The 19,455-nt window shown below is 71.6% G+C and carries 17 protein-coding genes; 4 read left to right on the top strand and 13 right to left on the bottom strand.

The features are described from left to right. Positions 1-204 precede the first annotated feature (204 nt). The 7 genes from pheA to ACZ4N5_RS00760 form a co-directional block, all read right to left on the bottom strand. Positions 205-1,140: a prephenate dehydratase gene (gene pheA, locus ACZ4N5_RS00790; protein ID WP_467755007.1), complete on the bottom strand. Its 936-nt coding sequence runs from the start codon at positions 1,138-1,140 to the stop codon at positions 205-207. 116 nt (positions 1,141-1,256) lie between these two features. After that, positions 1,257-2,576: an iron uptake transporter deferrochelatase/peroxidase subunit gene (gene efeB / locus ACZ4N5_RS00785; protein ID WP_467755006.1), complete on the bottom strand. Its 1,320-nt coding sequence runs from the start codon at positions 2,574-2,576 to the stop codon at positions 1,257-1,259. An 8-nt stretch (positions 2,577-2,584) separates the two neighbouring features. Continuing rightward, positions 2,585-4,741, bottom strand: a complete 2,157-nt coding sequence (locus ACZ4N5_RS00780) for a copper resistance CopC/CopD family protein (protein WP_467755005.1) — start codon at positions 4,739-4,741, stop codon at positions 2,585-2,587. Positions 4,742-4,754: 13 nt separating this feature from the next. Beyond that, entirely contained in the window at positions 4,755-5,249 is a 495-nt protein-coding gene (locus ACZ4N5_RS00775; RefSeq protein WP_467755004.1) for a copper chaperone PCu(A)C, read from the bottom strand. Further along, positions 5,246-5,899 (bottom strand): SCO family protein, encoded by a 654-nt coding sequence (locus ACZ4N5_RS00770; protein WP_467755003.1) that lies wholly within the window; start codon positions 5,897-5,899, stop codon positions 5,246-5,248. Before ACZ4N5_RS00770 ends, ACZ4N5_RS00775 begins: the two co-directional genes overlap by 4 nt. Before the next feature lie 208 nt (positions 5,900-6,107). Then, on the bottom strand, positions 6,108-6,842 hold the full coding sequence (locus ACZ4N5_RS00765; protein ID WP_467755002.1) for a YcnI family copper-binding membrane protein: 735 nt from the start codon (positions 6,840-6,842) through the stop codon (positions 6,108-6,110). A gap of 225 nt (positions 6,843-7,067) precedes the next feature. Beyond that, entirely contained in the window at positions 7,068-7,904 is an 837-nt protein-coding gene (locus ACZ4N5_RS00760) for a hypothetical protein (protein ID WP_467755001.1), read from the bottom strand. Positions 7,905-8,155: 251 nt separating this feature from the next. On the opposite strand from ACZ4N5_RS00760, the gene ACZ4N5_RS00755 reads away from it, so the two are divergent. Further along, the gene (locus ACZ4N5_RS00755) at positions 8,156-8,611 is read left to right on the top strand and encodes an ATP-binding protein (RefSeq protein WP_467755000.1); all 456 of its coding nucleotides are present in this window, start codon (positions 8,156-8,158) and stop codon (positions 8,609-8,611) included. A gap of 266 nt (positions 8,612-8,877) precedes the next feature. Further along, positions 8,878-9,702: a triphosphoribosyl-dephospho-CoA synthase gene (locus ACZ4N5_RS00750; RefSeq protein ID WP_467754999.1), complete on the top strand. Its 825-nt coding sequence runs from the start codon at positions 8,878-8,880 to the stop codon at positions 9,700-9,702. Between the two features lie 238 nt (positions 9,703-9,940). Here ACZ4N5_RS00750 and pdxR read toward each other — a convergent pair whose 3' ends face one another. From pdxR to ACZ4N5_RS00735, 3 genes are all read right to left on the bottom strand, one after another. Continuing rightward, positions 9,941-11,329, bottom strand: a complete 1,389-nt coding sequence (pdxR, locus tag ACZ4N5_RS00745; RefSeq protein ID WP_467754998.1) for a MocR-like pyridoxine biosynthesis transcription factor PdxR — start codon at positions 11,327-11,329, stop codon at positions 9,941-9,943. A 169-nt stretch (positions 11,330-11,498) separates the two neighbouring features. Next, complete coding sequence (locus ACZ4N5_RS00740) at positions 11,499-12,986, bottom strand: aminopeptidase P family protein (RefSeq protein ID WP_467754997.1); 1,488 nt, start codon at positions 12,984-12,986, stop codon at positions 11,499-11,501. A gap of 99 nt (positions 12,987-13,085) precedes the next feature. Continuing rightward, positions 13,086-14,597, bottom strand: coding sequence for a PP2C family protein-serine/threonine phosphatase (locus ACZ4N5_RS00735; protein ID WP_467754996.1), 1,512 nt, complete (start codon positions 14,595-14,597; stop codon positions 13,086-13,088). Between the two features lie 481 nt (positions 14,598-15,078). Here ACZ4N5_RS00735 and ACZ4N5_RS00730 point away from each other — a divergent pair, with 481 nt between their 5' ends. Continuing rightward, on the top strand, positions 15,079-15,744 hold the full coding sequence (locus ACZ4N5_RS00730; protein ID WP_467754995.1) for a bifunctional DNA primase/polymerase: 666 nt from the start codon (positions 15,079-15,081) through the stop codon (positions 15,742-15,744). A 55-nt stretch (positions 15,745-15,799) separates the two neighbouring features. Then, a complete protein-coding gene (locus tag ACZ4N5_RS00725) occupies positions 15,800-16,384 on the top strand; it encodes a hypothetical protein (RefSeq protein ID WP_467754994.1) in 585 nt (194 codons plus the stop codon). Positions 16,385-16,628: 244 nt separating this feature from the next. Here ACZ4N5_RS00725 and ACZ4N5_RS00720 read toward each other — a convergent pair whose 3' ends face one another. From ACZ4N5_RS00720 to ACZ4N5_RS00710, 3 genes are all read right to left on the bottom strand, one after another. Then, positions 16,629-17,597, bottom strand: a complete 969-nt coding sequence (locus ACZ4N5_RS00720; protein ID WP_467754993.1) for a DUF5926 family protein — start codon at positions 17,595-17,597, stop codon at positions 16,629-16,631. A gap of 137 nt (positions 17,598-17,734) precedes the next feature. After that, entirely contained in the window at positions 17,735-18,364 is a 630-nt protein-coding gene (locus ACZ4N5_RS00715) for an ATP-binding protein (protein WP_467754992.1), read from the bottom strand. Positions 18,365-18,490: 126 nt separating this feature from the next. Continuing rightward, positions 18,491-19,300 (bottom strand): glycerophosphodiester phosphodiesterase, encoded by an 810-nt coding sequence (locus ACZ4N5_RS00710; protein WP_467754991.1) that lies wholly within the window; start codon positions 19,298-19,300, stop codon positions 18,491-18,493. Positions 19,301-19,455 lie beyond the last annotated feature (155 nt).

The raw sequence follows: 19,455 nt of genomic DNA, 5'->3' as shown, positions 1-19,455 counted from the left end.
TTGATCAATGGAAAAGGGTAGACGAAGGGTGTCGTACGGGGTTGTGGAAGGACTTGGGCCCAGTAGCCGATTTGTCGATGATGTAGTGCTTCGTTGTCGACTTGTCCCCAGGTCGAGAAGCGCACCTGTGGATAACCTCTGTGGATGACGAAAATCAGCAGGTAGGACCGTGGGGAAACGCTCGGACGGGTGTGGACGCGCCGCTCAGAACCGGCCGTCCGCGCAGCGCGCCAGCCAGTCCGACGCGGCGGAGAACTCGTTGTCCGACGTCCCCGGCCGCAGCGGTCGCACGTCCTCCAGGGCGACACCGGCCCGCGGATAGGAACCGAGGAAGCGCACCTGGGGGCAGATCCGCTTGAGGCCCATCAGCGCCTCGCCCACCCGGCGGTCGGTGATGTGCCCCTCGGCGTCCACCGAGAAGCAGTAATTGCCGATGCCCTGGCCGGTCGGGCGGGACTCGATGCGCATCAGGTTGACGCCGCGCACGGCGAACTCCTGAAGCAGTTCGAGCAGTGCGCCGGGGTGGTCGTCGCCGAGCCAGATGACCACGGACGTCTTGTCGGCGCCGGTCGGCGCGGCGGGCCGGGCCGGGCGGCCGACCAGCACGAAGCGGGTCTCTGCGTTCGCCGCGTCGTGGATCTCGGTCACCAGCGGATCGAGGCCGTACGTCGCCGCGGCGAACTCGCCCGCGAAGGCCGCGTCGAAACGGCCCTCCTGGACCAGCCGGGCGCCGTCCGCGTTCGACGCCGCCGACTCCCACAGGGCGTCGGGCAGGTGAGCGGCCAGCCAGTTGCGTACCTGGGGCTGGGCGACCGGGTGTCCGGTCACCGTTTTGACGTCCTTCAACGCGGTGCCGGGCCTGACCAGCAGGGCGAAGGCGATCGGCAGCACGACCTCGCGGTAGATCATCAGCTGGTCGCCCTTGGCGAGCTCGTCGAGGGTGGCGGTGACACCGCCCTCGACGGAGTTCTCGATCGGGACGAGTGCGCCCGCGGCCTGGCCGCCGCGCACCGCGTCGAGCGCGGCCGGGACGGACACCATGGGCACCAGTTCCCGCGTCGCGGCCTCGGGAAGCGTGCGGAGGGCGGCCTCGGTGAACGTACCCTCGGGGCCGAGATAGGTGTAGCGCGTCGCCGACATACCGTCACCCTAATGGGCCTCGCCCGACGCGGCTCACGCCTGTGGAACCCCGGCCGCCGGCCCGCCGCGGAGCCCGGTACCGAGCCTGGTACAGAGCCCGGTACGGAAGGTCCCCGTCACCCCTCCAGCAGCCGCTGCCCCACGTACTCCCCCTCCGCCGCGCCGCCAGGCACCGCGAAGAGCCCGCTCGACTCATGGCGGATGAACGTCGAGAGGGCGTCGCCGCGGTCGAGTTTGCGCTGGACGGGGACGAAGCCGCGCACCGGATCGGCCTGCCAGCACACGAAGAGCAGTCCGGCGTCGGGCGCCCCGTCGGTGCCGATGCCGTCGTGGAAGGAGAACGGTCGGCGCAGCATCGCGGCGCCGCCGTTCTGGTCGGGCCGGGTGATGCGGGCGTGCGCGTTGACGGGCACGACCGGGTTGCCGTCGGCGTCGATCTTGTCCAGGTCCATCGCGGTGGTCTCGGTGCCGCCACTCAACGGCGCTCCAGTGGACTTCTTCCGCCCGATGACGTCCTCCTGGGCCTTGCCCGAGAGCTTCTCCCAGTCGTCGAGAAGCATGCGGATGCGGCGCACGACGGCGTACGAGCCGTTCGCCATCCATTCCGGGTCGCCGGAGGCGGGAACGAAGATACGCCCGTCGAAGTCGGGCTCGGACGGCTTCGGATTGCGGGTGCCGTCGATCTGGCCCATCAGGTTGCGCGCGGTCATCGGCTCGGCGGTGGCGCCCGGCGAGCGGTTGAAACCGTTCATCTGCCAGCGCACACGCGCCGCGCTGCCCGCGTCCTTCTGGATCGCGCGCAGGGCGTGGAAGGCGACGAGGGCGTCGTTCGCGCCGATCTGCACCCACAGGTCGCCGTCGCTGCGCGCCTTGTCGAGGTGGTCGGAGGAGAAGTCGGGCAGCGGGTCCAGGGCTACCGGGCGCTGCTTCTCCAGGCCCGTACGAGCGAAGAAGCTGTGTCCGAAGCCGAAGGTGACGGTGAGGGACGACGGGCCGGCGTCACGTGCGACGTCCGTGTCCTCGTGGGCCGCGGCCTCGCCGGCCATCAGCCGCTGGGCCGTCACCGACCAGCGGCGCAGCAGCGCGGCGGCTTCCCTGCGGCCCGCGCCCGCCGTCAGGTCGAAGGCGACGAGGTGGCCGCGCGCCTGGAGCGCGGTGGTGATGCCGGGCTGATGTTTCCCGTGAAACATTGCCATGTCCGCGCCGACCGAGGTCAACGGGATGGTTTTCCCCGGGGAGGGTGCCGCCGCGTACCCCACGGCCGCCCCCGCCGCTCCGAGGGCGAGCCCGGTGGCGCCGGCGGTGCCGAGCAGTCGGCGCCGCGACATGACCCCCTTCGGGGAGTCGCCGGGGGACGCGATGCCGGGCGACGCCTCGGGGGAGGGTGCCTTCCGGGCGGAGGGGGAGGAGGTCCCGGAGGTGGAGTGGTCAGCCATGGTCAGGTTCAGCCGATCTGCGCGTTCTTGTTCACGGTGGCCTGGTCGATGTCGGAGGTGCGCACGGTCACCGCGATCTTCCAGTCGCCCGCCATGGGGATCTGTACTCCGCTCGCCGCCCAGTGTCCGGTGGCGACCCGGTCGGGGGTCACGGGCAGCGGGCCGACATCCTTCGCCGCGAGCGTGAAGGCGACCTTCACCTCGGGGACGTCGAAGGCCTTGCCGTTCGGCCGGACCACGAAGACGTGCATCTCGTTGCCGCCGACGCGGGCCGGGTCGAGGGTGACCTCCACCGTGCCCTTGCCGTCCTCGCCGCCCGTGTCGAACGGGATCTTCAGGGACAGCGGCCCGGAGCGCTGCGAGGCGGACGCGGTGGCCTGCCGGGCAGCCTCCGCCGTACGCCCCGGCTCGGTGGTCGTCAGCGCGGTCGTGACCGCGAGCAGGACGACCGCGACCCCGGCCTCGGCGAGCACCGAGCGGCGCAGTCCCGAGCGGTGCGGGTCGGCGTCGCGGACCCGCTTCTCGCGCGTGGAGGTCACGGCGGCCTGCTGCCGGGCCAGTTGGGCGGCCCGCCGGGAGTCGGCGGGAACGGTGGCGGGCGTCCTCGGCGCGGGGCGCTGCTCCACGACGGCGGCGGCCTCGGGGGCCGTCGCCTCGGCCAGCTGGGCCGTCCAGCGCCGAGAGATCCACGCGATGCCCACGAGGAGGGCCACCAGGCCGACCTTGACGAGCAGCAGCTGTCCGTACGTCGTGTCGGTGAGCGCCGACCAGGAGCCGAGCTGCCGCCATGACTGGTAGATCCCGGTCGACACGAGGACGAGGACGGCGCCGAACGCGAGGCGGGAGAACCGGCGCACGGCCGTCGTCTCGATCTGCGCGTGCGCCGGTGCCCGGAACAGGGCCACCACCAGCGTCGACAGACCGCCGAGCCAGACAGCGACGGCCAGCAGGTGCAGGACGTCGACGGGCATCGCGATGCCCGGCTGGACGCCGGTCGAGGCGTGCTCGGCCATGGCCCAGGTCGCGGCGAGGCCGGCCGCGACGACCGCGCCGCCGATGGCGAGTCCGAAGGTGAGGTCGCTCTTCTCAGCGGCCAGGTCGTCGGCGTCCGCGGCGCCCTCGTGGCCGCCGTCCGCCCCTTCGGCCGGTCCGCCGCGCGCCGCCTTCGTGCCAGACGCCTTCGCGACAACCGTCTTGGTGCCGGCCGCCTTCGCGGCGACGGTCTTGGTGTCCGCGTTCTTGGAGGCTTCCTTCGTGCCGGCTGTCTCCGTGCGGGCCGTCTCCTGGCCGGCGGTCTCCGTGTCGGCCGCTTCCAGCCCGGCTGTCTCCGCCGCGGAGGTGTCCCCGGCTCGCGCCGTGGACGCCGCCCGTTCGTCCTCGTCGCGCTTGGCGTACGCGCCGAAGAGCACCGCGATGAACAGCGCCGCCGCGGCGAGCAGCAGCAGCCGCGACACCAGCGCCGCGCCCGACTTGGTCTGCAGCACCTCCCCGAGCAGGGTCAGGTCGAAGATGTCACCGACCTTTCCGGACCCCACGTACGAACCGCGCAGGAGGAGCAGGGCGAGCGTGGAGGCGGTCAGCGTGAGCCATCCGGAGACCACGAGCCGCTGCACCGGACGGACGCCGGAGCCCCGCTGCCAGCAGCCCAGCACGAAGGCTGCGCCGCCGACGAGCAGAATGAATCCCGCGTACGAGAAGTAACGCGCGGCTCCGTAGAGGAAGCCCACCACGCCGCCGCCCACCGCCTGGTCGGACAACGCGACGGAGGTCTGCGAGGGGGCGCCGACGGAGAAGGTGAAGGCACCGGAGACGGGGTGGCTGTCCGCCGACACCACCTGGTACGTGACGGTGTACGTGCCGTCGGGCAGACCCGGGCGCAGCTTCAGGCCGTACGTGTCGCCGCCCAGGTCGCTCGCGCCGCCGGCGTCGACCTGCTTGCCCTTGGGGTCGAGCACGCGGAGCGAGCCGTCGTTCAGCGAGACCTGCTCGGAGAAGGTGAGCGAGACCTGGGTGGGTGCCTTGTCGACCACCGATCCCTGCGTCGGGTTGCTCCCGGTCAGCGCGGCGTGCGCGGAGGCGGGCGCGGCGCCCGCCAGGAGCGCGCCACAGACGGCGAGGAACAGCAGCAGGAGGGTCCGGAAGCGGGGGGCGATGGTCAGTGTCACGGTGATGCCTCCCTCAGTGCCCGGTCTTCGGGTTGTACGTCGCGGATTTCACCGGCATGGAGATCCTGACCGTGCCGGACTTGGCGAAGTGCAGTTCCACGGACACCTTCTCGCCCTGTTCGGGCTTGTGGGTGAGCTTTGCGAACATGAGGTGGTTGCCGCCGCTCGCGAAGTCCAGGGTGCCCTCGGCGGGCACGGCGAATGATTTCTTCTCCCGCATCGCGCCGTTCTCGGTCGCGTGCATCGTCACCTCGTCCGAGAGGTCGCTGGTGACCGAGGTGAGGGTGTCGGTGCCGCCGGAGTTGGTGACGGTGAAGAAGCCCGCCGCCATGGTGTCCATGCTCGGGGCGGGCATGTAGGCGCCGGTGACCTTGAGTTCGGGCCCGGCGGAAGAGGACGAGGACGACGGGGAGTCGCCAGAACCGCAGCCCACCAGTGTCCCCGCGGCGGCCATGACCAGGGCGCCGACGGCGAGGAGCCCTGCGCGACGACCCGGACGGCGCCTCACGGGTTCTTCCCGTCGGCGATCTTGGGAAGGTCCTTGGTGTAGTCGTCGACGGTGGCGCCCTCGCCGTACAGCACATAGCCCGCGTCGGTCTTCGGCGAGAAGGCGATGACCTGGGTGCCGTGCACCGAGACGACCTTGCCGTTCTTGTCCTTCGTGGTCGGCTCGATGGTGATGCCCAGGGAGCGGGCGCCGGCCTGGATCGTGGCGAAGTCGCCGGTCAGGCCGATGAAGTCGGAGTCGATGCCCTTGAGCCACGCGCCGAGCGCGGCGGGGGTGTCGCGGGCCGGGTCGGTCGTGACGAACACGACGCGCAGCTTGTCCTGTTCGGCCTTCGGCAGCTGCTTCTTGGCGACCGCGAGGTTGTTCATCGTCAGCGGGCAGACGTCGGGGCAGTGGGTGTAGCCGAAGTAGATGAGCGTCGGCCGGCCCTTGGTCTGCGCGCGCAGGTCGTACTTCTTGCCGGCCGTGTCGGTGAGCACGAGGTCCGGCTTCTCGAACGGATTGTCGAGGACCGTCGCGGCCTTGCCGGAGCCCGCCTCGGCGGACACGACGGCGACCGGCTTGTTGCTGTCGTCCCCACTGCCGCAGGCGGAGAGGGTCAGAGCGGCGGCGGCGAACAGGGCGGCCATCGCGTACGTCTTCTTGCGCATAGAAAAATGTCCCAGATGTGAGCGCTCCGGTGCGCACCGGGGGTCGAACGAGGCCGAAGGGCCAGGTCGGACGGGATCGGGGCCGGTCCGGGCCGGCCTGGTCCGTTCGGGCCGAGCCGGGCCGGTCGGTCCGGAGAGCCGCGTCCGCGACCCTCCGGTGCGCACCGGGAGCGGTTGTGTCTCAGTACCTCAGGTGTTTACCGGCACCTCAGGCGTTCGTACGCCGCCGACCGGCCAGAACGCCGTACGCCACGCCCGCCAGGCCGACGGCGATGCCGACGACGCCGAGCACGCGCGCGGTGGTGTCGCTGCCGTCCGGGGAGGAGGCCGCCTCGGTGGTGCCCTTGGCGGTCTTCTCGGTGTCGGAGGCGTCCTCCGCGACGGCGGACCCGTGATGGCCTTCCTCGGTCGCGGCCGAGAGCGCGAGCACCGGAGCCGGGTTCTCGGGCTCCTCCGCGCCCTCCTTCTGCGGCTCGATCCAGCGCACGACATCCTTGTCGGAGTACGTCTGGACGGCCTTGAAGACGAGTGCGTCGGTGTCCTCGGGCAGTGCGCCGATGGAGAGCGGGAACTTCTGGAAGAAGCCCGGCTCGATCCCCTTGCCGTCGGCGGTCCAGATGACCTTGGTGACGGCCTCGGCGATCTTCTCGCCGTGCGCGGTGACCGGCTTGTCCAGCTTGGACTTGGTGACCTTCACGGTCCAGCCGTCGAGCGGCTGCGGCATGACGGAGGCCAGCGGGTGGTCCGCCGGGAGGTTCACCTCGACCTGGGTGGTCGAGGCGTTGTCGCGCTCGTTGGGCACCTTGAAGTTCACGACGGCGTAGCCGCCCTTGGCGGCCGCACCCTCGGGCTGCACGCTGACGTGCGCGAACGCGGGGGCGGACAGGGCGAGAACGGCCGTGGCGGCGACGGTGCCGACGGCGGCGAGACGAGAAGCCTTCATGGAACGGAACACTCCACTTTCGGTCCAGTGACAAAGGGGACGCGCGTGCGCCTCGGTGTCCCGTGGAAGGGGCGAAACGGAGCCCGGGGGGAGACCCGGCGGGCACGCGCGCGTGCGGCACGACCGCGTCCCTTTCGAGAAGGTCCGTGAAGCCCGTGAGGTCCGTGAAGTCGGGGACTCCGGGGACTCGGGGATTCCGTGGATTCCGTGAGGCGGCGCGTCGTGTCAGGCGACGAGGACGAGTGCGGAGGAGACGGGCGGCCCGCGGCGGACGACGGTGTGCTGAAGCGCGGTCGTCCGTGGGGCGGGGGGCGCGAGCAGCGCGGTGCGAGGCGAACGCGCGACTTCGGGCGCCCCGGGAAGTCCCGTACGCAGGGCGCGTACGAGTGTCAGGGCGGCGCGCAAGGACCGTACGAGCGCCGCTTCCGTGACTCCCTGCGCCGAGAGCCGCATGAGACGCAGCAGCGCCAGGTCGCCGCGGCGCAGCACCCACCCGGCGGCGACGGCCGCGAGGACGTGGCCGAGCAGCATCGGCAGGGAGGGCAGCACCTGCATCGGGGCGCCCGCGGCGGCCGGTACGGCGTCCGCGGCATGGCGCATGCCCGTCATGCTCGTCATGCCCGTGTCGATCCGCGCGTCGGCGAGGATCTTCTGGGCCTGCGCGGGGCTGATCGCCGCCGCGGCCGTACCGCACACCAGGCGGGCGGCCCGTGCCACGAGCGAGGCGTCGGACATCGACATCCCCGAGGCCATCGAGCCCATGGACCCGGTGGCCGTCGTACCGGCCTGCAGACCGAGTCCGAAGAGTGTGTGCAGCACGGTCTGGCCGAACGCGAGGAACGCCACGATGCCCGGCAGCGCGCGTTCGCGTCCCGCCAGCGCCGCGGCGACGGCGAAGACCGCGAGGAAGCCGGCGCCCAGCGTCCACAGGGGAACCGTGGCGCAGGAGGCGATCCCGTGACCGGCCGCGGCCAGCACGACGCAGACCGCGGCGAACACCGCGGCCCTCAGGGTCCGGAGGCCTGCTCCGGAGCGCGCCGAACGCTGGTGGGGGGCAGTCATGGCGGGGTCATCATCGCACTGGGCGCCAGGGCCTCACGCGGCAGGTCCGATTGACGGCATGTGGCCGGTCCGTCCGCAACGCGGCGTACGGCCGAAAGGCCGTCATCCGGCGTCAACTCGCTTGTGCATACACCGCCCCCTCAGGTGAGCGCATCGGCCGTATGGGCGGCATCACGTCGTGTATGCGATTGCGCACGGGTGGTTGCGGCAATACGTAACGGTATGTCGAGCCGCGGCCGGGAGGCTGGAGCATGAGCATCTGGTGGTCACTCCATTTGCGGCGCGAGGCTGCGAGTGTTCCGCTCGCCAGACGCCTGTTGCTCGGCACGATGGAGAGCGCGGGTGTCGACCCGGACATCTCGTACGACCTCTCCGTCGCTCTCACCGAGGCCTGTGCCAACGCCGTCGAGCACGGCGGGGACTCCGTGCGCGGCGCCTCCTGCGAGGCATACCGCGTGACGGCCTACCTCGACGGTGATCAGTGCCGCATCGAAGTCGCCGACTCCGGTCCCGGTTTTCCCGCCGGGAACACCCGCGCACTGCTCCGCCGGGCCGGTGAGGACGCGGAGCACGGGCGGGGACTGTGCCTGATCCGGGAGCTCGCCGACCACGTCCACATCGGCAACAAGCCTGGGCGCGGCGGTGCGGTGGTGAGCTTCGACAAGATCCTCAAGTGGAAGAAGGCCCCCTCGCTGCTGCCGGCTTGATGCGCCGGGCCGCGACGACGTCCGACCGCACCGCCGAGGGAACCGCGGCCACCGTGCGAACCCCCCGTTCCACCGCCGAGGGAACCGCGGCCGCCGGGCGCCCCCCCACTCCACGGCCGCGGCTCCGGCTTTCGTGGAGCCCACAGGCCCGTCACAGCGTGCACCCAGGTTCTTGAGGGCTGATGTGCCTAGTTTTCCCTCGCACGCAGCCGGCCTCGTCTCCAGGTGCCTTCACTGCCGGCGTCCTCATGAGAAGGGGTACGTCGATGAGCAGCCGCGAGGACGACGAGGCGCTGGCGCGGGCCGCCGTGGCCGCGCTGACCCGGCAGTTGGAGCTGGCACCCAAACCCGGACTGCCCGACCCGCGCGACCTCCGCGCTCGGGCCACCCGGCGGGACCTCTGCTCCCTGCGCTGGTCCGCCAAGGCGCTGACGCCCGGCCTCGCGGCCATGGCCGCCGCCGCCCGCCGTAGCGGCGGTGCCACGCCCGAACTCCGCGCGGAGTTGGGCGCGATCGGCCGGTGCACCGAGCATTCGGTGGCCCTGACGGGCGGCGGTCACCGCGGCGCCCTGTGGGCTCTCGGGCTGCTGGTCGCCGCGGCGGCCCTGGATCCCCGGGCCACCGGACACGACGTCACCGCGACCGCCAAGCGGATCGCGGCGCACGCCGACCGGCGGGCACCGCGGCGGCCCTCCCGCGGCTCGTCCGTCTCGGCGAAGTACGGCGCGGCCGGTGCGCGCGGCGAGGCGCGTGCGGGATTCCCGCACGTGCGACGGGCGTTGGACGCGCTCGCCACGGCCCGCGCGGCCGGCGTGCCCGAACCCCGCGCCCGTCTCGACGCCCTCCTCACCGTCATGTCCACCCTCCAGGACACCGAGTTGCTGTACACCGCCGGTCCCCATGGCCTCCGACATGTCCAGGCGGGCGCCCGGGGCGTGCTGGAAGCGGGAGGTACGTCCACGGAGGCGGGGCGTGCGGGTCTGGCCGCCCTCGACGACGATCTCCACGCGCGCGGGTGGAGTCCCCGGGGCAGCGGCGCCCTGCTGGCGGGCGCGCTGTTCGTGGACGCGCTCCCGGTGACGACCGTCTGACGGCCAACTCCCCGGCCCGTCCGTGCCGTTCGCCGACCAGCTTCTCGCCCCGCCGTCGGCCCGGCCCGCTTCACGCCCAGGGCCCCGCCTCTCGGCCTCGGCCCGCCCGCTTCTCGAAGGGCTCCCACTCCCAGCCCTCGGCCCGCCCACCCCTCGATCAGGAACCTCGCTTCTCGCTCAGGGCCCGCCCCTACCCCTCAGCCGGCCGCCTCTCTGGTCGCCCGCCGACCCCTCGGCCTCAGTCCAGCCGCCCGGCGCCCTCCAGCACCCGCCCCAACACCTCCAGCGCCTCGGGATACATCCGCTCCCGCGGTGTCCCGTATCCGACCACCAGGCCCTGCGGCCGGTCGTCGCCCGGGGTGTGCCAGTGGTCGCCCAGGCATCCGACCGCGAGCCCCTCCTCCTCGGCGCGCGCCAGCACCCGCGACTCGTCCGCCACCTCCACCAACGCGTGCAGCCCAGCGGCGATCCCCCGAACGCTCCTGCGCGCCCCCACCCGGTCGAGGAGCTGGTCCCGGCGGCGCCGGTAGCGCAGCCGGGACGCGCGCACATGGCGGTCGTACGCATGGCTCTCTATCATCTCGGCGAGCGCCAACTGGCCGATGGACTCGGTGTGGTGGTCGCTGTGCAGCTTGATGTCCACGACCGGGTCGACCAGATGAGGAGGCAGCACCATCCAGCCGAGACGCAGCGCGGGACCGAGCGTCTTGGACGCCGTGCCGAGGTACACGGTGTGCGCCGGTGCCATTCCCTGGAGGGCACCGACCGGCTGCCGGTCGTAGCGGAACTCCCCGTCGTAGTCGTCCTCGATGATCAGCCCGTTCCGGGTGCGTGCCCAGTCGGTCAGCGCCCGCCGCCGTTCGGGATGGAGCGTGACGCCGGTCGGGTACTGGTGCGCGGGCGTGACGACGACCGCGTCCGCCCCGAGCGCCGTCGGCCCGTCGGCGCGGGCGCCGTGTTCGTCCACGGGCAGTGGCACCACATTGCCGCCGGCCTTGCGCACCACGTCCCGGTGGAACGGCAGCCCCGGGTCCTCCATGGCCACCGTTCCGCCGTCCAGCACCCGGGTGAGGAGGGCGAGACCCTGGACGTAGCCCGAGGTGATCACGATCAGCTCGGGCGGCGCGATCACCCCGCGGGCCCGTCCCAGGTAGCCCGACAACGCCGTCCGCAGTTCGATCCGGCCGCGCGGATCCCCGTAGCCGTACGCCGGGGAGGGCGCCGTCGCGATGGCGCGGCGCAGGGCCCGCAGCCAGGCCGCCGCCGGGAACGTGCCGACGTCCGGACTGCCGGGGCGCAGATCGAAACGCGGTGCACGCGCGCGTGGTGCCCGTACGTCCGCCGCCGCGTCGTCGGCCGGGAGCGATGCCACCTCGGTGCCCGAGCCCTGCCGGGCCGTCAGATAGCCCTCGGCGATCAGCTGGTCGTACGCCGCCTTGGCCGTGCCCCGGGAGATGCCGAGTTCGGCGGCGAGCCGCCGGGTCGCGGGCAGCCGGGTGCCCGGGGTGAGCCGTCCGGCGCGGACGGCGTCCCGCAGGGCCCGTTCCAGCCCGGCCCTGCGCCCGGCCGACGCGTCCGGTTCCAGATGCAGGTCCACTCCGACACCGGACCAGAAGTCGTCGTCCACGAAAAGCCGCCTCCCTAGGCACACCGAAAACCCGTGGGCGTACGGCTGGCTGAGCCCGTAGGCACGCCGAAGTCCGGGAGACCGCCGCCGCCCCCTGGACACACCGCTGGCCGGGCACCCTGGAGGGCGCCCGGCCAGCAGTCTCGTATCAGCCCTCGCGGGCACTGTGTCAGCCCTTGAGGGACGCCATCCAGGCCTCGACCTCGTCCGAGCGGCGCGGCAGGCCGGCCGACAGGTTCCGGTTGCCGTCCTCGGTGACGAGGAGGTCGTCCTCGATACGGACGCCGATGCCGCGGTACTCCTCCGGCACGGTCAGGTCGTCCGCCTGGAAGTACAGGCCCGGTTCGACGGTCAGGCACATGCCCGGCTCCAGCGTGCCCTCGACATACGTCTCGGTGCGCGCGGCGGCGCAGTCGTGGACGTCCATGCCGAGCATGTGGCCGGTGCCGTGCAGGGTCCAGCGGCGCTGGAGGCCGAGCTCCAGGACGCGCTCGACCGGTCCCTCGACGAGGCCCCACTCGACGAGCTTCTCGGCCAGCACGTGCTGTGCGGCGTCGTGGAAGTCGCGGTACTTGGCGCCCGGCCGCACGGCCGCGATACCGGCCTCCTGGGCCTCGTACACGGCGTCGTAGATCTTCTTCTGGATCTCCGTGTACGTGCCGTTGACCGGGAGCGTGCGCGTGACGTCGGCGGTGTAGAGGGTGTGGGTCTCCACGCCCGCGTCCAGCAGCAGCAGATCGCCGGAGCGGACCGGGCCGTCGTTGCGCACCCAGTGCAGCGTGCAGGCGTGCGGTCCCGAGGCGCAGATCGAGCCGTAGCCGATGTCGTTGCCCTCGACCCGCGCGCGCAGGAAGAAGGTGCCCTCGATGTAGCGCTCGCTGGTGGCCTCGGCCTTGTCGAGGACCTTCACGACGTCCTCGAAGCCGCGCACGGTGGAGTCGACGGCCTTCTGCAGCTCGCCGGCCTCGAACTCGTCCTTGACGAGCCGTGCCTCGGAGAGGAAGACGCGCAGTTCGTCGTCGTGCTCGCGGGTGACCTTGTCGGTCAGGGCGGCCTCGATCGCGGCGTCGTAGCCGCGCACGACCCGGACGGGTCCGGTGGCTTCCTTGAGCGCGGCCGGCAGTTCGCGGACGTCCGATGCCGGGATGCCGTACAGCTGCTCGGCCTCGGCGAGGGAGTGGCGGCGGCCGACCCACAGCTCACCCTGTCCGGACAGCCAGAACTCGCCGTTCTCGCGGTTGGAGCGCGGCAGCAGGTAGATCGTCGCCTTGTGGCCGTCGGCGGCGGGCTCCAGCACGAGGACGCCGTCCTCGGTGAGGTTGCCGGTGAGGTACGCGTATTCGACCGAGGCACGGAAGGGGTACTCCGTGTCGTTCGAGCGGGTCTTCAGGTTGCCCGCCGGGATCACCAGGCGCTCGCCCGGGAAGCGCGCGGACAGCGCGGCGCGGCGGGCCGCGGTGTACCCGGCCTGCGCGATGGGCTCGAGGCCCCGCAGCTCGGTGTCGGCCCAGCCGGACTTCATGCTGTCGGCCAGTTCGTCGGACACGCCCGGGTACAGGCCGTTCTTGCGCTGCTTGATGGGCTCTTCCTCGCCCGCTTCGTCAGCGGCTTCGTCGAGCACGGCTTCCGGGGTCTCCGGGGTGAGCGCCTCCGACACGGTCTGCCTCCTTGATACGACTCTGGACCTCCCCCATCGTACGGTCGTACTGAAGGGGGCCCAGGGCCGGAAGGCCTGTTACACCGGGTATCCGTGTGCTCACTCGAACCGGGCCGCCAGCAGGACGACGTCCTCGTCGCTGTCGGCCTCGTCGAGACCGTCGGGCAGCACACCGCGCAGCACGTGGTCGGCGATCGCGCCGGGGTCCTCGCAAAGCGCCCTCGGGACACTCGCCGCCGCCGCGTGCAGCCGGGCGAAGGCGCGGTCCATCGGATCGCCGGTGCGGTGCAGCAGGCCGTCGGTGTAGATCAGCACGGTCTCGCCGGGGTCGGCGGTCAGTTCGACGCTGGGGGCCTCCCAGCAGGCGAGCATGCCCAGGGGCGCCGACAGGGAGGTCTCCACGAACTCGGTGCGACGCGGGCCGATCACCAGGGGCGGGCTGTGTCCGGCACCGGCGAGCGTGAGCTTGCGCAGGGCGGGCTCGCAGTACGCGAAGAGGGCGGTCGCGGAACGCGCGGGCTCGGTCAGCCGCAGCAGCAGTTCGAGGTCGGAGAGCACGGCGACGGGGTCCTCGCCCTCCATGACGGCGTAGGCCCGCAGGGAGGCCCGCAGCCGGCCCATGGCGGCGACCGCGCTGGGACCGGACCCGGTGACGGAGCCGACCGCGAGGCCGAGCGCGGCGTCGGGCAGCGGCAGCGCGTCGTACCAGTCGCCGCCGCCGCGCGGGCCGGTGCGGTGCCGGGCGGCGAGTTGGACGCCGGGGACCCGGGGCAGCCGTGGGGGAAGCAGCTCCGCGGACATCGTCGTCACACACGCACGCGCGCGCTCCAGCTCCAGCAGCCGCGCCAGGTGCTCCGTGGCGTAGCGGACGTAGAGGCCGATGAGGTGGCGCTGACGCTCCACCGGTTCGGCGGGTTCGTCGTAGAGCCACACGGCGGCACCGAGGCGGCCCGCGGCCTCGGTGGACAGCGGCAGCGCGTAGCTCGCGGCGTAACCGAGCCGGGCGGCCACCTCGCGGTGGCGCGGGTCGAGCCCGTCCTCCGAGAGGAGGTCCGGCTGGGTGATCTCACCCTCGCCGCCCGGCAGCCCGTCCAGGATCTTCCCGTACGACATGGAGCTGCGCGGCACCGTCTCGATGTGGCCGAGATCCGCTCGGGCGAGACCGAGGCCGATCGTGGTGTCGGGGCCGAGGCCGTCGCCGGGTTCCATGACGACGAGACCGCGCCGGGCGCCCACGAGGGCGGCTCCGGCGCGCAGGAGTTCCTGCAGCGCGTCGCTCAGTGTCGCGGTGCGTGCGAGGCGCTCGGTGAGTTCGTGGAGCGTGGTGAGATCCGAGACCCAGCCCGCGAGGCGATCCTGGAGAGCGGCTCCCGGGCCGGTCGGCGAGGTGGCCGAAGAGACACCCGTGGGAGCGGGCGTCGGCGCGACAGTGTGTGCGGGCGAAGGAACCGTTGAATCGATTCCGGCCACTTTCGGAAGGTGAGGGGCGTTCATGACGTCCGGCTTTCCGACCGGTGCGTATTGCTCAATAGCATCGCAAACCCCCATGTCGTTCTGCGCCGCTAGCGGTGTCTCCACATGTACACGTACTCGTGAGGGGATGTCCAGCATTGTCCTGCTGGGATTCCTGGTGTCCGTGAGACCGGTGGTAACCCTTGCGGGAAATCAAAATTGGCCTAAAACTGACTCGGGCAACGGCTTATTGAGGTCGACTGACCTCGTTCGACGGAGCGTCACAGCGGTCGTGATGGGTACGTACTCGGTGAAGGCCAGGGGTGGTTGAGATCCGCCCGGAACCTGGCGACGGACCCGGGCGTCTTAACCACCGACGACCGTGCCCCATCCTCCCGTGGCGGAGGCGGCAAGGAATACGCGGGACGTGAAACGCCAGGCGCCGCCACCCCACGCCATGCCCATGCTTTGGATACACGCAGTATGGGCGCGGACACAGCCACATGCTCGGCCCAGAGGGGTTCCCCTTGCCTCAGCAGGGGTGTGATGCGCCAGCAGGTACGCACAGTGAAGTGATCGACACATGGTGTGATGTGATCCTCGGTGTTGCCAGGCGTGCAACGGAAAGGAACGAGCGCTCATGCGCGAGATCCTCGGAAGGCGACGCAGGCTCCTGTCCAGGCGGAACAACGGGAGGCCTGAGATGCTCAGCGCGGCCCTGACCTTCGCGACCGAATGGCGGTGGCCCGTACTCCCGGGCGTCGCGGCCGACCCGCAGGGGCGTGCCCGCTGCGGATGCCCCGACCCGGAGTGCACGGTGCCCGGCGCCCATCCCTTCGACCCCGGCCTCCTCGCGGCCACCACCGACCAGCGCATGGTGCGCTGGTGGTGGACCAACCGGCCGTCGGCCCCCATCGTGCTGGCCACCGGAGGCGGGGCCCCGTGCGCGGTTAGCCTGCCCGCCCTCGCGGCGGCCCGCGCTCTCGACGCCCTCGACCGCACGGGCATGCGCCTCGGCCCGGTCGTCGCGTCCCCCACCCGCTGGGCGATCCTCGTCGCCCCGTACTCCATGGAGCAGCTCGGCGAACTGCTCTACGCCAAGGACTTCGTTCCCGGCTCGCTGCGCTTCCACGGAGAGGGCGGCTACATCGCGCTGCCGCCGTCCGAGACGGGACAGGGCCAGATCCGCTGGGAGCGCGCTCCGCTGCCCGGTTCGGCCGCCCCCTGGGTGCCCGACGTGGAGGCCGTTGTGGATGCCGTCGTCGAGGCACTCACTCGTACGGGTGTGAGCGCGCCCGAGTTGTAGGGGCGCCCGGCGCGCGGCGAGCCGCGCGCCCGCCCGTGCTCGTTATCGTCCGCCTATGCAGCGTCATTCTCGGGGGCACAGGGCCTCAACGCCGCCGTGCGGCGGGCCGGATCCCCGAAGAGTTCGGCTGGTGGCGCTGGCGGGTGTCGTGGCGTTCGTCCTCGGCCTGCCGTTGGCCGTGGCATCGGCAGGCTCCGTGGGCGACGACGACTCCAGGGCCGTACGCGCGGCTGCTCGCGCGGACGAGCGGCCGCGGGCGCCCGAACCCCGGCGCTCTCCCCTGCTGCTCGGCCTCGGTCTCGCCACCGCCGCCCGGTGCGGTCCCGAGCTCTCCTCGCCCGACGGCGTCGAGGCGCAGACGTGTGTCCTGACGCAGGGCGAGGAGACCTGGGCGCGCACCTACTACCGCAACGCGACCGGCGACGCGCTGAGCTCGGTGCTGAGTCTGATGGGCCCCGGCGGACGCACGGTGCAGATGAACTGCGCGGTGGACGCGGAGGACGACCCGGGGGCGTGCGAGACGCCCAGGGAGCGTACGGCGGGGGATCCGGGGGCGTATTCGGCTGTCGCGGAGTTCGCGGGGAGTGCCGGCTCCGAGGGGCCGCTGCTGCTACGTTCTGGGAGCAACTCGGGCCGTTAGCAAGGCGGTTGACGCCCCACGGGGTTCCGAACATGGAAAGACCCGGTTGCTGGCGACGGGGGATGCACCAGCAACCGGGCTACTCGAACGGTAACAAGAGATCGGCGGTTCGCAAATTCGATCTCGGCTATTCGGACACGGATTTACCTGTCACAACGGGGAGTTGTGACAGGAGTCACCCGTTTCCGAGGGCCTGACCAGCTGACTGGTCGGTCAGTTTCCCGATCTGTGCTTCCGCTGTGGGTCAGCTGAGCGTCACCTGGCGGTTGGTGAGCCCGCCGCGCGCGCGGCGTTCGTCCGCCGTCAGCGGCGCGTCCATGGCCAGAGCGGTGGTGAGGCGCTCGGCGAACTCTGCCGCCGGCTTCTCGACGTCGTCCGCCGTGACACCTGTCGGCAGGTCCCAGACCGGCACCGTGAGCCCGTGCGCACGGAAGGAACCGACCAGCCGGGTGCCCTCCCCGAGGCTGGACCGGCCCTCGGCGTGCAGTCGCGCGAGGGCGTCCAGAAGCTGCTCCTCCGCGTACGGCATGACCCAGCGCAGGTGGTTCTTGTCGGGCGTCTCGCACCAGTAGGCGGCGTCGACCCCGGAGAGCTTCACCGTCGGGATGGCGGCGGCGTTGGCCCGCTCCAGCGAGGCGGTCACCTCGGCTGTCGCGTTCTCCGCGTCGGGGACCCAGAATTCGAAGCCGCTGTGCACAACTGGCTCGAACGTGCCTTCGGGGTCGAGCAGGTCCTGGAGCCGCGGACCGCCGGCCGGGGCGCGCCGACCCTCGACCGGGGTGCCGGGCGGCGCGACGAGCGCGCGCTGGAGGGTGTCGGCAAGGTCGCGGCTGATGTCGCCGGACGACGTGTCGTTCTGCAGGCCGAGCAGCACCGAGCCGTCCTCGCGGCGCAGCGCGGGCCACGCCATCGGCAGGACGGTGGCGAGGGTGACCGAGGGGACGTCCTCGGGCAGGCTCTCCTTGAGCTTCAGCTCGACCGTCGCGGCGGGCACCAGCTCGCGCAGCGCGACCCAGTCCCCTTCGCCGCGCAGGCCCTCGAACGGGCGGTGCACCAGCTCGGTCACGGCGTGCGCGGCAGCCCGGCCGTGGCAGGCCTTGTAGCGGCGGCCGCTGCCGCACGGGCAGGGCTCGCGAGCGCCGACAACCGGGATCTCGCCGCCGTCCTTCAACTGCGGCTGCTTGGCCTTCGTCTGAGGTCGCTTCTTGGCCATCGTGGGTGTCTCCCGATCACGGCTCGTCTCGTACTGGCGCGAGCCTAGTCGTTCGTACGGGGACCGACGGGATCCTGTGGACAACGCACCGCGTCGTCCACGAACCCGGCGGCCGGTCCGCGTGCCTCGGTCCCGCCTCAGTCGAGGTCGTCGAAGGCGTCCACGAAGTCCCGATCGGGTATGCCGGACACCCTCGGTGACGCGACGCGCGTAGCGAAGTCGTCGTGCCGACGCGCCGTTTCCACGTCGCCCTGGATGACCACCCACACCGTGACCTCGCCGTGGATGTCGTCCCGTACTCCCCAGTCCTTGGCCAGTGCCGTGATGATGTTCAGCCCGCGGCCGCCCCGCGCCGTGACGGAGGGGGTGGCGGGAACCGGGCGGGTCGGGCCGCCGCCGTCCGTCACCTCGACCGTCAGCCGTCCCGCCGGGTCGATACGCCATGTCGCGCGCACATCGCCGTCGCCCGCGAGGGCGTCCCCCAAGGGCCGGCCATGTCGGCAGGCATTGCTGAGCAGTTCGGAAAGGATCAGTACGGCATCGTCGATGACCGTTTCCGCCACACCGCCGGCGCGCAGTTGCTCCCGCATCCGGTGTCTTGCTTCCCCCACGCCCGCAGGGCCATGGGGTACGGCCATGCTCGACGACGTGGGCACCTCCCGTGCCACCACCAACGCCACCCCCGAGACCTCCTTTGCCCCACGCCACGGAGTGGATGCCCCTTTGGGCTGGACCGGAAACCGGCCAATCGACGTCTGCTGACGCACTCGTAACGATCGAATGCGGAACGAACGCGCCGGAGCACTCCCTGTAATCACGTGGCCGATTCTCGATGGTTTTCGAGGGGTGACCGTGGGGTTTTCCGTGGGGTGCCCGCCCTGGGCAAGGCCAGGTCAGCGGCCCAGTTGTCGCAGTACCGCGCGCGGGCGGTTGGTGATGATGGCGTCGACGCCCAGCTCAACGCAGAGATCGACGTCCTCGGGCTCGTTAACGGTCCAGACGTGCACCTGATGTCCGGCTCGTTTCAGTCGTTCGATGTAGCCGGGGTGGTTGCGTACGATCCGCATCGAGGGACCCGCGATCCGGACACCGGCGGGCAGTCGTCCGTCCCGCAGCCGGGGCGAGACGAACTGCAGCAGATAGACCGTCGGCAGGGTCGGGGACGCGGCCCGGACGCGGTGCAGCGAGCGGGCCGAGAAGCTCATGACGCGCACCGCGGACTCGTCGGCGGACGCGGGGGCGTCCAGGCCGAAACGCTTCAGCAGGTGCAGCAGCCGCTCCTCGACCTGGCCCGCCCAGCGGGTCGGGTGCTTGGTCTCGACGGCCAGCTCGACGCGGCGGCCGGCGTCGGCGACGAGTTCGAGCAGTCTCTCCAGAGTGAGGACGGAGGTGTCCTCCAGGTCCCCGGGAGCGTATTCCCAGTCGGGCGACTCGTCGCGGTTCTTCCAGGAGCCGAAGTCGAGTGCGGCGAGTTCGGCGAGCTCCAGGGCGGAGACGGCTCCGCGGCCGTTGGACGTACGGTTCACGCGGCGGTCGTGGACACAGACGAGATGGCCGTCGGCGGTCAGCCGTACATCGCACTCGAGGGCGTCCGCACCGTCCTCGATCGCCTTCTTGTACGCGGCCAAGGTGTGCTCGGGGGCCTCTTCGGAGGCTCCGCGGTGAGCGACGACCTGAATCGGGTGCTGTCGTGCGAGGGTCACCGCGTCATGGTGCCATCGTCGCGGGGTGAGCGTGAGGTGAGATGCGTCCCAATTAATTCCTTTCGACGGCAAAGGTCCGTTATAAAGGATGGCCTCGGACGCACAGCCACCGCTTATGGTGCCCTGACGCCCTGTGGGAAAAGCTGACGGCGTAC

This window comes from Streptomyces sp. NPDC026500 (genome assembly GCF_055567635.1).
The sequence above is the reverse complement of the archived record's forward strand: the minus strand, read 5'-3'. Positions and strand labels throughout refer to the sequence as shown.

Excerpts from the sequence above, each read along its gene's own strand:
- ACZ4N5_RS00725 (WP_467754994.1), top strand. The coding sequence starts at position 15,800 with ATGCAGCGTCATTCTCGGGGGCACAGGGCCTCAACGCCGCCGTGCGGC.
- ACZ4N5_RS00770 (WP_467755003.1), bottom strand. The coding sequence starts at position 5,899 with ATGCGCAAGAAGACGTACGCGATGGCCGCCCTGTTCGCCGCCGCCGCT.
- efeB (WP_467755006.1), bottom strand. The coding sequence starts at position 2,576 with ATGGCTGACCACTCCACCTCCGGGACCTCCTCCCCCTCCGCCCGGAAG.
- ACZ4N5_RS00730 (WP_467754995.1), top strand. The coding sequence starts at position 15,079 with ATGCGCGAGATCCTCGGAAGGCGACGCAGGCTCCTGTCCAGGCGGAAC.
- ACZ4N5_RS00765 (WP_467755002.1), bottom strand. The coding sequence starts at position 6,842 with ATGAAGGCTTCTCGTCTCGCCGCCGTCGGCACCGTCGCCGCCACGGCC.
- ACZ4N5_RS00760 (WP_467755001.1), bottom strand. The coding sequence starts at position 7,904 with ATGACTGCCCCCCACCAGCGTTCGGCGCGCTCCGGAGCAGGCCTCCGG.
- pheA (WP_467755007.1), bottom strand. The coding sequence starts at position 1,140 with ATGTCGGCGACGCGCTACACCTATCTCGGCCCCGAGGGTACGTTCACC.
- ACZ4N5_RS00735 (WP_467754996.1), bottom strand. The coding sequence starts at position 14,597 with ATGCTGGACATCCCCTCACGAGTACGTGTACATGTGGAGACACCGCTA.
- ACZ4N5_RS00720 (WP_467754993.1), bottom strand. The coding sequence starts at position 17,597 with ATGGCCAAGAAGCGACCTCAGACGAAGGCCAAGCAGCCGCAGTTGAAG.
- ACZ4N5_RS00755 (WP_467755000.1), top strand. The coding sequence starts at position 8,156 with ATGAGCATCTGGTGGTCACTCCATTTGCGGCGCGAGGCTGCGAGTGTT.
- ACZ4N5_RS00750 (WP_467754999.1), top strand. The coding sequence starts at position 8,878 with ATGAGCAGCCGCGAGGACGACGAGGCGCTGGCGCGGGCCGCCGTGGCC.